Below are 15473 nucleotides of genomic sequence, written 5' to 3' on the forward strand. Positions count from 1 at the left end.
CGACCACTCCTCTCATTGGGTCCGAGTGATTAACGACCCGATCATGCTTCTTGCTGGCGGTACTGCATAGGCGGCAGTGCCTTTACGACCCGATCATGCTTCTTGCTGGCGGTACTGCATAGGCGGCAGTGCCTTTACGATCCGAACCGTCTCAATGCTGACGGTGATGATTCGCTGGACGAGTTCGACGATGTAGACCGGGTTGCTGTGCTCGGCGCCCCAGTCGTTAGGGTCGTTCACTATCCCGGACGGTTTGTCGGTCTTCACCTGGTACCGTTCGAGGACCCAATCGAGGGCGGACCGGGAGCCGATCTTATACTCGTGGGCTTCCTCGGGGATCCCGGTGATCGTCAGGCTGTTTGTGACGCGGATAGTTGTGCGATCGAGGTTGCCCGGCTTGCCTCCGTACCGCATTTTCTCGACACGAAGGTCAGCTGGTACCGGGCTGCTGAAGTCCACAGGATAAAGCGCTGCAGTCTCGTATCCGAGGTGCAGCTCCGACAAGGCGCGGCCGGCGGCAGCGAACACGAAGAAATCGGCTGGGTCTGCCAATTCGGGAATGCGGGGCAGCATCTTCTTGAGATCAGCACCGAACTCGTTTCTGTACTGCTCAGAGTGCAGCAGTCCGTAGACGGCGAAGAACACGTCATCGGGGGTTACGCTCTGCCCGTAGAGCTCTCGGTACCGGCCTAGGGCAGTGCCCGAGATGTTGTCGGTCCGGGTGGGATCGTCCCCCTCGATGTCCAGCGTGGGTTGTCCTGTGGCTGCTGAGAAGGACGAACGCGGGAAGAATTGTCCGGCGCTCCCGGCACCCGTCACGTGGAGATCAGGGGTTTTGTCGACCATAAGCACGGAAAAGGGTACCACCGAGTTCATCCCGACGATGTACATCCCAAAGTTCTCATCCGTGGGAAAGACGCGACTAATCTGGCCAGAAACCTCATTGAACGTGTTGTCCCAGTAGAACCACTGGGAGTTAAACGGCCTGTAAGCAGCCTGCCGAACTGAAGAGGCCGAGAACTCAGCCTGACTCCCGCGCTCAGCGGCGCGGCGGAGCTTCCTCGACCAGCTAATTTTTCCTGAACTTCCGGCCAGATCATCCCCTAGACCGGATGCCGCGTCATTGAATGCTTTGATTGTCGACAACATGCTGGCACGAAGCCTGTTCTTCGAATAGTTGTAGACCCAAGCGTCTCGCGCAGAAGTAACCCCCTGGACGCGGATGCCGAACAGCTCGTCGATGGAAGTTAGCGACCCGAACAACTCAGACCGTTGGCTAATCCAGTCACCATGCTCATTCGGAGTGACATGTTCCCATGGAACTCCGTCGACGCCCTGGTACTGCTTGAGTAAGCCGAACTTCTGATCGCGGGTGAGGTAGTCGCCGATGTCGCGGTATTTGATGGTTCCGGTGGCAGGCCTGTCCGGGTTCTTCACCAGAAGCGATATGACGATGGTAGCCCTGCTCCCGGGACCGAACGTCTGCCCGCCTTCTTTGAGCGCTTGCTCGCCGGAGGTGCGCGTGTTGCCGCGGAGGTTGAGGATGTATAGCTCCGTAAACTCCTCCTCCAGCGTGAGCCGGAGGCCCGCGGCGGTGTTGCTGTCGAGGAAGCCGCCGTTAGTCACATAGGCCACGATGCCGCGGTCTTTGATTCGGTCAGACGCCCACCTGATGGCTCGAATATACGAGTCGTAGAGGTTGTTCTTGTTTTGGCCTGTCGACCGCGCTGCATATGTACTAGCGATCCGCAGATCCAGCGACGGGTACTTGAGGTTCTGGTTGTTGTCGTTCGCGGAATCTTGCCCGGATGAGTAGGGCGGGTTGCCTACGATGACGCGGATATCTAGAGCGTTCTGATCCTTGACTCGCTGGTTGTTGTCACCGAAGATGCCCTCGTCGTCGTACTTGTCGTCATCTTCCGAGGACTGAAACGTGTCCGTGAGTACGATGCCGGGGAACGCGACGTATTCGCCGCCCTGCATTGAGTTGTATGTCGCTTCGATATTAACGGCGGCGACGTAGTACGCCAGCAGCACGATCTCGTTGGCGTGCAGCTCGTACCGGAACTTCCGCGCCATGTCCTCGGGCTTGATTAGCCCCGACTGTAGGAGTCTGACGATGAAGGTGCCGGTTCCTGTGAAGGGATCCAGCACGTGCACGCCCTCATCCGTCAGGCCGACTCCGAAGTGATCACGGGACAGCTCATCGGCGGAGCGCAAGATAAAGTCCACGATCTCGTTCGGCGTGTATACGATGCCGAGCCGCTCCGAGGTGTTCCTGAACGCGCCGGTGAAGAATTTCTCGTACAGTCGCTTGATAGTGGTCTGCTTGCCCGCGGCGTCAGTGATGCCTGTGACAGCACGCTGAACGCCCGCATAAAAGTTGGTGAGGTCCGTTGTTTCGGTGTCGAGGTTCTGTTGCTCAAGCGCGTTCACCATGCCCTGCATGACCTGGGAGACAGGGTTGTGGTCGGAGAACGCATGCTCCGAGAAGAGGGCATCGAACACAGGCTGCGTGATTAGGTGCTGGGAGAGCATCTCGACCGCCTGCGCTTCGGTAATCGACGGATTCAGGTTGTCCTGGAGCCCTTTCACGAACCGAGTGAACGCGGTCCGAAGGTCCGGGTTGGAGCCGTCAACGAGCCCGGTAATCCGCGTCATCTGGCGGCCGGCGATCTCAGCGACGTCTTTTGCCCAGTTCTCCCAATAGTCGCGTTCGCCTACCTTGTCGACGATCTTGGCGTAGATAGCGCTCTGCCAGTCCGCGCCGAGGATCGACATGTCCAGGGGAACCTGGGTAGAGTCGGGGGTGCCGCTTTCCGCCGGGGTGCCAGGCAGGCCGCTGTCGGACTGCCAGGTTGCGATGACTGGTCCGTCACCGGTTCGAGCGTTGAGGTCGATCTGCTCGATCTTGGCCTCGAAGCGTTCGTCGTGAGCACGAAGCGCCCGTAACACGTCCCATACGACCTTGAACTTGCGGTTGTCGTTGAGGGCCTGCTCCGGTGTCTGGCCGGCCGGGATGGCGATTGGGAGAACGATGTAACCGTAATCCTTGTCCGGGGCCTTCCGCATGACACGGCCAACCGATTGCACAACGTCGACTTGGCTGTCGCGGGAGTTGAGGAAGATGACCGCGTCAAGCGACGGCACATCGACGCCCTCGGAAAGGCACCGAGCATTGGTCAAAATGCGCGCGACGTTGTCACCGCTAGTGTCGGCCTTCAGCCAGTCGAGATGTGCGTTCCGCTCCAGGACATTCATTGTCCCGTCAACGTGGCGTGCTTCCAGAGTGTACGCCTGTCGGTGTCGTCGATGCGGCGGCCGGCGAGGCTGTCGGGACGGACGCCGTCAACTCCGTCATACCCGTCGAGGAGCCTCTGGACGGCCTTGCTGTCCTTGATGGAACGCGAGAACGCGACCGCGCGACGAAGGGGCTGATGTGCGTTCGGCGCCGTGGTGTCGATTCCGTGGACGCCGCGCTTCGCGAGGCCGTTGTAGATGCCAACGATGCGGGCGGCGTCCGGAATGTTTAGCTCACCGTTCTGGGCGAACTCGTCCTGGAACGCGCTGCTGATCGAGTTCTCGTCGATGGTCAGGACAAGCACCCGGTAGTCGGCCAGGAGGTCGCGTTCAACGGCCTCGCCGAACCCCAGACGGTGGAATACCGGGCCGTACGTGGCCTGGTCGTCCATGGAAACCAGCACAGCTGCTTTGTCGTTGGCATCAGCTCGCACCGACTCGGCGTAGATCTTCGGCGTTGCTGTCATGTAGAGACGCCGCTTGGTCTTGATGGCCTCGTTAGAGTGAACTCGGAGGAACGAAGACTCGTCTTGTCCACTCAGCGTGAAGCCAGCAGTGCGGTGGGCTTCGTCGCAGATCACGAGATCGAACTCAGCAAGCCCTTCTGCCTGCGCCTTGGCGACCACGTCGATGGACTGGTACGTCGAGAAGAACACGGTCAGCCCGTCGGGCGTCTCGGCCTTTGGGACTTCCTGAAGCAGCTGAGCCGTCGACGTCGTTGCGGGATAGGCAAGGTCAGAAACCGTGAAGTCCTCGTTGGACTTGCGCACCTTGGTGTCAGAGCAGATAGCAAACGCTCGCAACTCCATGGTGCGTTCCTGAGACCACTCACGGAGTGTCTGCGAGAGCAGTGCGATGGACGGCACAAGGAACAGTACCTTCCCGCCCGGGCCTGCAATGTTCTCGGCGATCCGGAGGCTCGTGAACGTCTTGCCGGTTCCGCAGGCCATGATCAACTTCCCCCGGTCGTGATCAATGAAGCCGGCCTGCACGTCGGATATTGCTTGCGCTTGGTGCTTCCGGAGCGTCTTGACCTTCGGCGGAGCCACCTCGTCCGGCCTGGCGAACGAATAGGTCGACCAGTCAATGTCGGATTGATCAAAGTCGTCGACCCCAATCCGCGACGTAGTGATCTGCTGACCGTTCAACGCTTCCTCGGCGTGTTTGCCCCATTTGGCCGAAGTGGAAACGACGATCCGAGACGAGAAGGGATGTTTACCCGAGGCGGTGAAGAAGGAGTCGAGGTCGGACTTCTGCATCGTGTGCTCAGGCGCGTAGAACTTGCACTGGATGGCGCAGATTTCACCCGTGTGCCGTTCTCGAGCCACCAGGTCGATGCCTGTATCGACTTTCCCATCGCGACCGGGCCAGTCCTGCCACAGCCACACTTTGTCGAAAAGTGCCGTCCACTTCGGGTCCGTCGTCAGGAACGTCCGGGTTAGACGCTCAAGGAGAAGGCCTTTTGTGCGCTTATCGGGAGCGATGGCCGCATACTCGGCCAACAGGTCATGGATCGACGTCATTAGATTGGGCCCCTAGGAATGGATCGGCTTCAGGCGCAGGCGCGAAGATCAACAGAGCCGACTTTATCGGGTCCAGCAAGGCAGACCCGGACCCCACTCGACGCGTTCCCTCCCCATTGTCTGGCTCATCGTGGATTGGTGGCATCCTTGCCTAGCGCCGAGGGCCGGCCACAATCGGATCCTGATTCGAGGGTATGAATCCGCTGCCTGGGCAGGCGCGATTCATCCGGGAACGAGGCCGGACCCGGGCCAAGATGTCCTTGCGGCTGCACGATCCGCCACGACCAGCTGGTAAGTGGGGCCATCACAACTTGCCCGAGCAGTGAGCTCCCATTCGAGCTACTGGCGTCTCGCGGGTCGAACGACGGTACCGCATTCCGTGCACGCAAGGTCCTCAAACTTTCGCTGCCAGTTCCGGACGAAGCGTGAAGTAGCTCGTTCGTCCTCGTCGACAAGCCCGCCCGACGCCGCTTCAAGCACTTCTGTAACCTTGTCAACGAGGATCTGAATCATTCGCTGGGTCGCCAGCGGACTCGGTTCGATCGATAGTGAGTGCACCTCGTGACGACCCAGAAAACTCGGGTTCGCCCGCCGAGACCAGTAGCCGATGAAGTAGTTGGTGTCGACTAGACCCTTCGCAAGTTCATCAGAGGTGGGTGGGTGCCGCGGGATGGTGCGCATCAAGCTGCTGGCCAGACTGATCAGATCCTCTTCGGACCAAAAGCTGCCGTATCCGTGCGCATACTGATCCCTGAACTGGGTGAGCGCGCGCATAGCTGTCGACGCGACGTTTACCTTCGTGGCGAAAACGGTTGCGAAGAAGTCTCGTGCCTCGTCACGGCTCCATGCCTTGCCGTGAGTGTGGACAACGCCTTCAGAGTCGGTAAAAAACTCGCTGGCGATCTTTGCGAGAGTGAGCTCTGTGAGAGCGACCGCGCGAGAAACGGTCATCATACCGACGTGGCGTGCTGCTGCGGCCGGATCAAGCTGCAACTCTTTCTCCGCCTCGTAGTACACGTCGCCGTAGTCGTGAGTCGCCGGGTCGAGCACGCCTGCGACTTTCTCAACGGCCTCGCTGTAGCGAGTTTCGACATCGCGCACGACGAACAGGTGAAGCTGCTTCACATGCTCCATCTCTCGGGTGAAGTCCCATTGAATGAGGTCGAACTGTTCAGGTATCACCGGGGCAGGCTATTGGTCAGCGCTCGGGAACAATGGGATGTCTCCGCCGTCGAAAAAGCCGACAAACTCGTAACTCTCGCTCCCGGTTATCCCAACCTTGTCCGTCTGATAAGTCTTGGTAGCGTTGATCTGGACGAATTGACCGATCACGAACGAACCATCGGTAACCAGATCGACCGGAACGCGGATTCTAGGCTTGCGGTGTCCTGATTTGATCGTCACGTATCCGTCAGCGTCAAGCACAATTACATGTCCCGAAACGTACTCAGACTCAGACTCGGGTTCTTTCGCGAACAAGGTGTCCAGCGCGTACCGTCGCCCGGCGACTGTCACAGAAGCAGATGAGACCTCGCCGGTTGGACTGTACCAACGGGTTGAAATATCCAAGCTCTGCTTATCCAGGGTATCGAGAAAGCGTCTCGCCGCTATAAGCAACCCCGGCTGGCTGAACCTGCTTTGTATTTCTTGCGCCGAAAGCTTCGACTCGATGGCCTTGTGAAGGCTTAGCACCGTCTCTATTGCGTGATCAGCGGCAGACCACACGGAAATCGCGCCGTCAGCGCCCTGCTCAATTTCTGGCCGAGCCGGCTCGAAATGAAAGACGACCGACCCGGCACTGAATCCGACGAGTCGAAGCCTCGCGTCGGGCGCGCCATCTCCCGCAGCGGCCCTGACCTCGCGTCCGAATGCTCCGATGACCTGTTCCGCCGTCGAGTCGTCTAGGGATGCCCCGGCAGTTTCCTCCCCAATGAGACGAACGACGACTCTCGAAAGCCGTTCGCCGTTGGGGTCAAGTGCGGCGCTGCGCTCGTAGGCAGCTTGCTCAAAGAGGTCGTCAATGCTGCCCTCGGGTTCGTCCAACTCTTCGAACGCGCGCCGAGCCTCCTGGCGACGCTCTGAAGGGATGGAATTCAGGTAATCGCGTAGCTTCAAAACATCACCTCCAAGTAGCCTCTATCTGCCTTCACGGCCGGAGCTCTGGGAGCGCCTCTTACTGCCGGCGGCTTTCGCTGCCAAAAGTCATCTAACGCGCCAAGCTTGACGAGATACTGTGAGTCGTGCAGGTTCAACTTCTCAGTATGAAGAGTGGACGCTATAGACCTCCACGGCAATGGGAAGACCTGAACTCCATAGTGGGCTGACTGCTCGTCGCGGTGACGCAGTCCCGCCAGCTTGCGAAGCTCTCTCGAACCAGGCTTACCCTCCATGGCTGACATTGCGGCCGCGTCGTAGATGGCTGTCAGGTCGATATCGTTGGGCTCCTGCTCAGTGGTGATAAAGCTTCCGGAAAACCAGAGACCCATGAGAAGGTCAACTCCAGCCTTCTCTTGGGCCTCGTTCCAGCCTTCCAGATAGCGCTCCAGCCCATGCCAGAGGGTTTCCCGAACAGAACGGTGCGCAGCAACAAATGGGTCCACAAATGCACGCCGGATTTCGAAGAGGTCCGTCGCGTACCGTCCAGGGGGAATGCATCCTGACACAGGATCATGAGGAGGTATCACTCCCTGAGCCTATTGCCCACGGCCAAGGCCGGCTCAGCCACTTTCGGGGGGCTCCCACGCGTTAGGTTATTCCGCGCGCGCTCGAGCACGGGCGAAGAGGGTCTCACGCCGAATAGTCACGATAAGTGTGATTATCGGGGGTAAAAAACCAGACTCTTGAAGTGAGATGAGGCTGATGCTGCTAACTGATTGACGCCGCCCACTGGAGCGTGGCGGGCTCGTCCCTGTCCCAGGAACCGACGTGATGGCTCTGCCGCCCGGCGAGAAGCTCGGGTAGGTCCTCTCGCCGAGGGCGTGGCTGGTTCCGCTCCCAGCAGAACTAAGGACTAGGAACGTTGTGCAGGACCATGCGAAAACGTTGAGCGGGACGCTCACGTGCCTCACAGTGCTCTGTTGACATCGATCCCGGGTTGGAGGATCGTACCGGATAAGTGGGCTTCTGGAAGGAAGGAAGCGGGACATGCAGGGGGACATGCAGGGGGACACGCGTAGCCGACTCTCGCAAATCCATGCGGTATTCGACGAGCCTGGACTTGGTCGGCATATTGCTGCGATTAGAGCCGATGCGGGGCGCCGGGTCGCAAGCACACGGGCGCCAGACAGGGTTGTCACGGCGGCGAAGTTTAAGCACATTAGGGGATCTGACAATGCCCTGATGCCGATCGAAGGCTCCATCATGATGTTTTGGGCCCGTCCGGGCTCAGACATCATCTCTAGGCTTGAAAAGGCGTACGCCAACGGTGAGCAGGCCCCGCTCCATGAGGTCAACGACATCATCGCTCGGCAGCTAGCAGACGAACCGATCCCGACATTGGATGCAGCTTCGGACGCGGTGCTGGCCAGCCCCATGCACTTCGATGTTCGGTACGGGACCAAGGTGCTGTCCCGCACATTAACTCTCCCGGAAGGCGCCGAGATCTGTCTGCTCGTCTTCCCCTATAACGGCGGTGACCTGAATGAAGAGGACTTCGCGCTCGACCAGTTTCACCGGGCCGGGGAGACAGTCGAGTTCCCGACGTTGCTCGTGAAGGTGCCCCCGAAGCTCTCCGAGGTTGAGCTTGAGGCGATCCGGGCGGTTCCCGCTGATCAAGTCGGCATCAACATCGGTGAGGCGAGTTGCTGTCCGGCGGTTACCGCGTTGGTCCTGATCGCCGTGGCTCTCGCGACTCACGCAGGCATCTGGCAGGAGATCGGAGACCAGATGAATAACGTGCGTCTGACCGAATCTCAGATCGCACGGCTCGGACCGATGGCGTCAGCGCAGGAACTCGTCGCCGTGCGGCGGGAGATCTTCGAGGCCCACGGAGTCTGACGTTTGCCGACGCTCGACGTGGCCGTGGTGGCACTTCTCGCCGGGTTGCTAATCGCCACAGTGTTGTACGAGACAGGTCCGCGGTGGCGGGTCGTCCGGGCGCTCTTTCGGCTTGGGTTAGTGCCGCAATGGTCGTTCTTCGCACCGGCACCCGGCACCCAGAACCTCTATCTCCTCTATAGAGATCTCACCGCCAATGGAGATGTGACGGTGTGGCGCGTCGTGCACGGTATGGATGAAAACCGGCCTCCGTGGAGTTTCGTGTGGAATCCACGTCGACGTATTCGGAAGGCGTTGCTCGATCTCATCCTGGCACTAGAGCTCGGGCGGGAGGAGATGGGGCCCGATGTACTAAAGCTGTCTACGCCGTACCTGCTCATCCTCAACCACCTTTCGCGCCTCCCCCGCCCACCCGGAGCGCTGGCGACCGAGTTCCTAGTCATGGTGAGTAATCCCAACCAATCGCCGCGAGTCGCCTTCCAGTCCGAACGGCATCGGCTGTGAGCACAGTGTGATCGAGACGGTCGCGAGCGTGCCTGCGCAACTGGTCTCCATCGTGGCCTGCCTAGGGATCGCGCTGTCTGTGTCCGAGGAACTTGTGATGCGGCGGATCTACGCCGACGATGGGCTATTGAGTTGGCAGGTGCTGCGGGTGGCTCGACCGCGATCGGCTCTGCCGTTGGTGCAGGGGTGGATCGATCAGCTATTCCGGCCCCGTGCCTACGTCGGTCTTCTTGTGCTGAAGCTGGCGACGGCGCTCACGCTCCTCGCACTCAGCCTCTTTCATCCGGCTGCGCGACTCGCCGTCGGGCTGTTAGCAGGCGCCATGCTCGTGCATCTGCTGCTCATGAAACGACGGTCGGTATATGGTCTCGACGGCGCCGATCAGATGTTCGCCGTTGTGTTTCTCGGACTTGCCGTGCACGAGCTGATGCCTCTCGGATCGCTCGGGTCGGCCGCCGGGCTTGCCTACGTCGGGGCGCAGAGCGTGCTCTCCTACCTGATTTCCGGAACCGCGAAGCTGAAGGGTCCGTCGTGGCGGGACGGTTCGGCGATCGCCGGGATAATGAGTACGAAGATCTACGGGAACCCCTCCGTCGCCGCCCTGCTCCACGGTCGATCCGCGTTCGGTCGACTCATCTGCTGGTCAGTGATTACCTTCGAGACCACGTTCGTCGCTGTGCTCTTCGTAGATCGCCCCGCCATGTGGGTCATGCTCGGGGTGGGCGTGCTCTTCCATGCCGGGATAGCCGTCTTTATGGGGCTCAACAGCTTCTTTATCGCGTTCGTCGCCACCTACCCGGCGGTGGCGTACCTCAATGCGCTCGTGCATCAGTTCTTGCATTAGTCCTCTAACGTGATCGGACCGCGGAGACCCACGCGGACATCGCCGGGAGTCCGCGCCGAGATCTGTTTGCGTCTAGCCCGACCTGCGACGGACCGGCTCAGCGGGGATGACGTGGAAGTGCTCGTCCGTGAGCGCGCGGCCCGCGTTCGTGTTCCATGGGTCCGTGCGGCAACGACGGTGTTCACGATGCCGAGGATCGTCAGTACGGCAAGAACAGAGTCAAGCTGTGGTGAGCCCGTTCCGCGCTCAGGGGCGCGAAGTGTGGTGATGTCGGTGCCGAGCTCGGCGAGGAGTCTCGCACGCGCCGGCAACTGCCTGGTGACCATTCGAGTTCCTTCCGATACGAGGGTCTGCGCCCGTGACTTGTGGCACCGCGGTCTGCTCGTAAATGAGGAGTTCTGGGTGCCCAGATTGGGCCGAACGGATACTGCCGAACGCACCCCAGATCCACTATCTTTTGGACAAGGGGGTGGCTCTGATGAGCGCACTGATGAACGGGTTCGAGCAGCTCCAACGCCGACGGCGGCGAGTCGCATGGCTGGTGGTACTTGCATGCGTGGCCGGCGTCGGGACATGGCTCACCGGACCCATCGGCGCGATCATGGCCTCGACGGGGAATGCGGCCGGCTGGGCGCTCCTTGTCGCCGGTGTCGTGCTGCTTGCGGTGACAGTCTTCGCGATCGTCGCGGCCGTGCGTCTCCGAGTGGTGCCACAGAGCCAGCCGGGTGCGGCGAACCCGCACTTCGACGAGCCGCAACCATCACCGGATCCGCGCGGCGGCTTCTCCATGAACGGCTCCCAAATCGGGGGTCGAATCTGAACGGCTCCCAGATTGGGTGGCATTAAGCAGCCCGGTTTTCTGTTCGAGAGTTGCTACTAGCCGACCGCGAGCAGTCGGCGCCCAGAGCCACCAATGTGCGCGATCAGGCGGCCCCACAATCGGCTTCGCCGGCGCGATCACGGCTGTCGCCGGCGCACTCACCACGGTGACGGCGATCCCTAAGGTCAACAGCTGGCTGGCGCTCATCGGCCTCGGGTCGGTGAAGAAGTCCGAGGCGCAGAGCATCCGACGGCCGTCACCCCGGCCGACCTGGATCAGCCCGCCGCGAGCGTCCCGCCCTCGTCCGTGTAGCGACGTAGCATCACCCCTCGAGCCCCCGGTCCACCTACGGGTGGGACAGGGCTACTTCGTGCGTTCTGACGCACTCCGACCGCCCGTTAGGCTTCATTCGTCAACTTCTAAGGAGTCACACATTGTTCGCACTCGTCGTCTCGCTGGTCATCGGCGCCGTAATCGCGGGGCTGCTGTCCTGGCGGCTGCAGACCCTGTGGCCCACCGCTGTGTCGTACGTGCTGCACTCCATCGCTGCGATCGGCATCTACGCCCTACTCGGCCCGCTCGCCGTCCCTGACGCCGACCACTATCACAAGCAGGCAGTACAGCTCCTCAGCGGTGACTCGGAGCGCTCGGTCACGCCCGGCAAGGAACTCTTCACTTATCTACTGAGGTTGGTCTACTCGACGATCGGCATCCAGCCCGGCATCATCATCGCGCTGAACGTCCTCCTCGTCGCGGCAATCCCGACCATCGTCGGCCGGACCGCGGCGGCGCTGAACATGCCAGTGCAGTTGACCACGTGGGCTGGGGCGTTGGTCCCCCAGACGTTCTTCTGGGGCGTCCTGCTCTTGCGCGAGAGCATGGTCTGGTTCGCCCTGCTCCTGGTCATTCTCGCCCTCGCGATGCTGTATGACGGTGCGCGGTGGGTGATCTGGCTCCCCGTGCTCGTGGGCGCACTCGTGCTGTTCACGTACCTGCGCGGCACGCTCGCGATCGTGCTTGCCGCGGCCGCGCTGATCGTGCTGCTGCTCATCGTGAAGTCGTGGAAGCTGACCCTCGGCACGGCCGGCGCCCTCGGTGTCATCGCTCTGATCTTGCCCGGGTTCGCGTCGATCCTGGTCAAGTTTGGGAGCGACACCGACACGGCCGCTGCGCGCGTCAGCACCACTACGAGCGACGCCGTCGCCAAGGCGTCGTCGATGGGCGCAGAGCACACGTCGTCCACGATCTTCCACGCGCCGCACGTCGGCGACGGCATCGTCAACCTCGCAGTGACGAAGGCCGTCGGGCTGCTGAACTCGACGCTCGGCCCGCTGCCGTGGGACTTCGGCCGTGTCGGTCTGCCGTTCTTCGCGGACGGGCTGATCTGGGTCGTAGTGCTCGCTCTCGCGATCGTCGGGTGGGTATTCCTGAAGGACAAACGCTCGGCGTTCGTGCTGGTCATCCCCGCCGCGCTGATCCTGCTCGCGATGGGGTGGACGCTGTTCGAGTACGGCACCGTCATCCGCATGAGGCTGATGCCGCTGTTGATCCTGCTACCGCTCGCTGCGTCCGGCTTCCTGGTGTTCTGGCGCAAGATCCGCCGCCAGAACTCCGCGGTTGAGGGCTCGGCTAGCGAGCCAGCGCGTAGCGAGTGATAGCGCGGCCACATAGACGATCATCGTCACGACGAGGGCGCTGTTGAGGCGCGTCGCAAACGGAGCGAGGAAGACGGTCGCGAGCAAGGCTGCTTGAATCCAAAACATGGTCTGCGACTCGTTCCGGCGGATGAACAGCCATCCGGCTAGCATCGCGTAGAGCAGGCTCCCGATGAGGACGCCCCCGAGCCGCAGGTCCTGGTAGTACGGCGCGAGCCAGGTGTAGACGTTCGTCATGACGCCGGTGTCGATGAAGGGGCTGATGGGATCGACATGCGGGACGCCGGGCACGGCCTTCAGGACGAGACCGAACGTGCTCGCGCCCCAGGTCTGAGGTTCAGGGTCATAGTCCTTCCGCGGTTGAACCTCTGTCGCGTCGACCATCTGCAGGAAGGCGACGGTGCCGGCTGTGTAGTACTGGAAAGGCGCGGTGAGCCCGGTGCGCTCGAGCGGCTGCGACACGGCGCCACTCCAGATGGCCTGCTGGCCGCTCTTACCGAGCGCCCCGCCTACTCCTTGGAACGCCGCGAGTGCCACGATGCCGAGCAGCGCGACACTGGCAACGAGGCGGACAGGTCGCGGCGCCCGTGCCCAGAGCGCGGCGAGGTGGCCTCGTCGGGTGTTCTCCGGTGCGACTTGGCGCTCGGTGTACGGGCGGGAGATGTAGAGGGCACAGACGAGCAGTATCGCGATGAAGAGGTTGCTGCGCTGCAGCAAGGCAGCCATGGTCCCGGCGACGACCACGAGGCCCACAATGCGCGTCGGTAGCTTGAACGGTCTGTCGAGTGCGGGGCCGTAGGCGAGGATCGCGAAGAGGACCGGGCCAAGGTACAGGAGGAGACGGGCCGGGAGCGGCATCGACTCGAGGTAGGAGACTCCGCCGTGCTGACCAGCCCTCCGGATGATGGACGGGTGCTCGAGGATCGTCGCCAGACCGAAGCGGAGCTGGAGGCTCACGAGGTAGGTGAGGAACGCGGCCGCGTAAAGGCCGAGCGCAACGAAGAATAGCGGCCTCGTCGTCAGATAGGTGGGCCGCGTCCTAAGCCAGCCGCGCGCCCGGATCGGGCGGCCGCGCGCGAGCAGCATCGAGATGATCGCGGCGCCGGCGTTGAATGCGACGAGGCCGGTGGCGAGAGTGGCCCACGCGAGCGTAGATGACGTCTTGTAATCGATCAGGTTCGTCCCGATCAGGGCGAGCGCGCCGGCCCAGATCGCGTTGTGCACGACGGCGACGGTGAGCACGGGGCGTCCGATCGCGCGCACACCGAAGGTCAGGGCAACGAGGAGGGCGACCAGAGCAGCACACCAGATCAGATTGGGAAACATCGCTCACTGAGGTTACACGGTCTTGTCTGCCCGGGTTGCCCGTGACTGACCGCCCGAACGGGGGATATAGCCAGCGCAGCGGGCGCTCATCGTGACGCTGACGAGCTCTGCCGCCGGTAGCTTCCTCCGATTCATCTCGTCGGCGTCGACGCGCTTGGACGCGAGCTGGCCACGCCAGGACTAGTTGTAATTCCCCGTGAGGTTGTGAACGCGGGCTGATGGGGTTTGGCCGCCGATGCCGCTGTGGGGTCTGTGGTGACCCTTCTATGTCTTCGCGTCAAGTCATGATGCCGTTGAGGTGGCGGAAGAGTCGGCGGCCGATGTAGCGCTGAGGTACCTGTGGATCTCGCGCCGGCTCTTTTCTTCGGCGGTTGGGCGTTCGACGTAGGTTCGCGGTGTCGTATGCGATCCGGACCCGGGCAATCACGTCAAGTGCTCGGTCAAAGAGCGTCGACGGGAAGCACAAGGCCTACTGGGAACACCGATCGCGGTGAAGAAGGAAAAGGCTCCCAGCATGAAATAGGAGAGCGCCCCTGTCACTCGAACGCTGCGGCCGAGAGCACTACTATTGTGGGCGCGCCGAGCCGTTGTACCGCATCGGCGGGGGAAATCAAGTTCGTGTGACCCTGGGCAACGCGCGTGATTTCAAGCACGTTGCCCGTAGCGGTGTCTATGACCACTTGGACTTCCCCAATCACGGGAATGGGGACCCCTGGTGCACCCTTGAAACCTGCCTGCTGAACGTTCTCCGTGCACGTAACCAGGAGGAAGTCGTGCGACATCCCTTCGAGCGTGGTGTCCAAGGTTGTCACATCGGGCGACACCGCGTCCCAGACAGCTCTACCGGGCGCTCGAATCACGCTCACCGGCGTACCGGGCTTGGTTGCAAGTAATCTACCCACCGCATTCACCATGTTCGACGTCTGGGTCTCGCCCGCAGGGACCCTTGCGTCGATCGCCGCGTCAGGCGATCGGTTCAGAGCAGGATTGACGGTCGCCGAAAATGAGGGGGCGGGAGCAGCTGCGCCCGCCGCAAGAGGTGCGCCGGTGAGGATGACGGCGAGGACTATTCCTGCGAGAACAGACGTGGAAGCCTTGCGCGAAATGTACATGAGGCTGCCTTCTGCTCAGTTGCGCATGAGGCTAGCGGAGCATCCTCGCTCTGTCTACTGCCCCTGCAACGGCGCCGACGGCAGCCATCATTCACATGGGCTGAAACTAGAGCCATAGGAATGTAGTCAGGCGTTGGCGTCCGCAGGGATGTCCCCTCGCACTGGGGGCGAACCGGTTGTTCCCCGACAGATAGCCTCAGGTTCAAGGCGCCGCCCGCGTGTGTGCAACTGCGGGGGCGGCTTGCTCTTCACGGGAGACAGATGCGTCACTCGATCGCCATAGCTGCACGGGTAGGCGTACGGACGGCGACTTACGGCGGGGGGACGAGACGATGCGGGAGGTTTCGTTGCGGCGCTGGCACTGGCAGCCCTTCTCGGTTTGACCGGCTGCAT

12 protein-coding genes are annotated in these 15473 nt (G+C 61.7%); 5 read left to right on the forward strand and 7 right to left on the reverse strand.

What is annotated here, in order from left to right:
* Positions 1-93 precede the first annotated feature (93 nt).
* From G3T36_RS02155 to G3T36_RS02170, 5 genes are all read right to left on the reverse strand, one after another.
* Positions 94-3261 carry a type ISP restriction/modification enzyme gene (locus G3T36_RS02155; protein WP_240148228.1) on the reverse strand — a complete coding sequence of 1056 codons (3168 nt, stop codon included), beginning with the start codon at positions 3259-3261 and terminating at the stop codon, positions 94-96.
* Positions 3258-4823, reverse strand: coding sequence for a restriction endonuclease (locus G3T36_RS19665; protein ID WP_240148229.1), 1566 nt, complete (start codon positions 4821-4823; stop codon positions 3258-3260). Before G3T36_RS19665 ends, G3T36_RS02155 begins: the two co-directional genes overlap by 4 nt.
* A 339-nt stretch (positions 4824-5162) precedes the next feature.
* Positions 5163-6005: a hypothetical protein gene (locus tag G3T36_RS02160; protein WP_163287768.1), complete on the reverse strand. Its 843-nt coding sequence runs from the start codon at positions 6003-6005 to the stop codon at positions 5163-5165.
* Positions 6006-6014: 9 nt separating this feature from the next.
* Complete coding sequence (locus tag G3T36_RS02165; RefSeq protein WP_163287769.1) at positions 6015-6938, reverse strand: hypothetical protein; 924 nt, start codon at positions 6936-6938, stop codon at positions 6015-6017.
* Complete coding sequence (locus G3T36_RS02170; protein ID WP_163287770.1) at positions 6935-7507, reverse strand: DUF6932 family protein; 573 nt, start codon at positions 7505-7507, stop codon at positions 6935-6937. The genes G3T36_RS02165 and G3T36_RS02170 overlap by 4 nt, the downstream gene beginning before the upstream one ends.
* A gap of 655 nt (positions 7508-8162) precedes the next feature.
* On the opposite strand from G3T36_RS02170, the gene G3T36_RS02175 reads away from it, so the two are divergent.
* The 5 genes from G3T36_RS02175 (at position 8163) to G3T36_RS02195 (ending at position 12642) form a co-directional block, all read left to right on the forward strand.
* Positions 8163-8819 carry a hypothetical protein gene (locus G3T36_RS02175; protein ID WP_163287771.1) on the forward strand — a complete coding sequence of 219 codons (657 nt, stop codon included), beginning with the start codon at positions 8163-8165 and terminating at the stop codon, positions 8817-8819.
* 3 nt (positions 8820-8822) lie between these two features.
* Positions 8823-9323, forward strand: coding sequence for a hypothetical protein (locus tag G3T36_RS02180; protein ID WP_163287772.1), 501 nt, complete (start codon positions 8823-8825; stop codon positions 9321-9323).
* 7 nt (positions 9324-9330) lie between these two features.
* Complete coding sequence (locus G3T36_RS02185) at positions 9331-10167, forward strand: HTTM domain-containing protein (RefSeq protein WP_163287773.1); 837 nt, start codon at positions 9331-9333, stop codon at positions 10165-10167.
* A 478-nt stretch (positions 10168-10645) separates the two neighbouring features.
* Positions 10646-10987 (forward strand): hypothetical protein, encoded by a 342-nt coding sequence (locus G3T36_RS02190; protein WP_163287774.1) that lies wholly within the window; start codon positions 10646-10648, stop codon positions 10985-10987.
* Positions 10988-11421: 434 nt separating this feature from the next.
* Complete coding sequence (locus tag G3T36_RS02195) at positions 11422-12642, forward strand: hypothetical protein (RefSeq protein WP_163287775.1); 1221 nt, start codon at positions 11422-11424, stop codon at positions 12640-12642.
* Here the strand turns inward: G3T36_RS02195 and G3T36_RS02200 are convergent.
* Positions 12541-13968 carry an O-antigen polymerase gene (locus G3T36_RS02200; protein WP_163287776.1) on the reverse strand — a complete coding sequence of 476 codons (1428 nt, stop codon included), beginning with the start codon at positions 13966-13968 and terminating at the stop codon, positions 12541-12543. The genes G3T36_RS02195 and G3T36_RS02200 overlap by 102 nt on opposite strands.
* A gap of 536 nt (positions 13969-14504) precedes the next feature.
* Complete coding sequence (locus G3T36_RS02205; protein WP_163287777.1) at positions 14505-15080, reverse strand: hypothetical protein; 576 nt, start codon at positions 15078-15080, stop codon at positions 14505-14507.
* Positions 15081-15473 lie beyond the last annotated feature (393 nt).

The organism is Leifsonia tongyongensis (assembly GCF_010686705.1).
Taxonomy (GTDB): domain Bacteria; phylum Actinomycetota; class Actinomycetes; order Actinomycetales; family Microbacteriaceae; genus Diaminobutyricibacter; species Diaminobutyricibacter tongyongensis.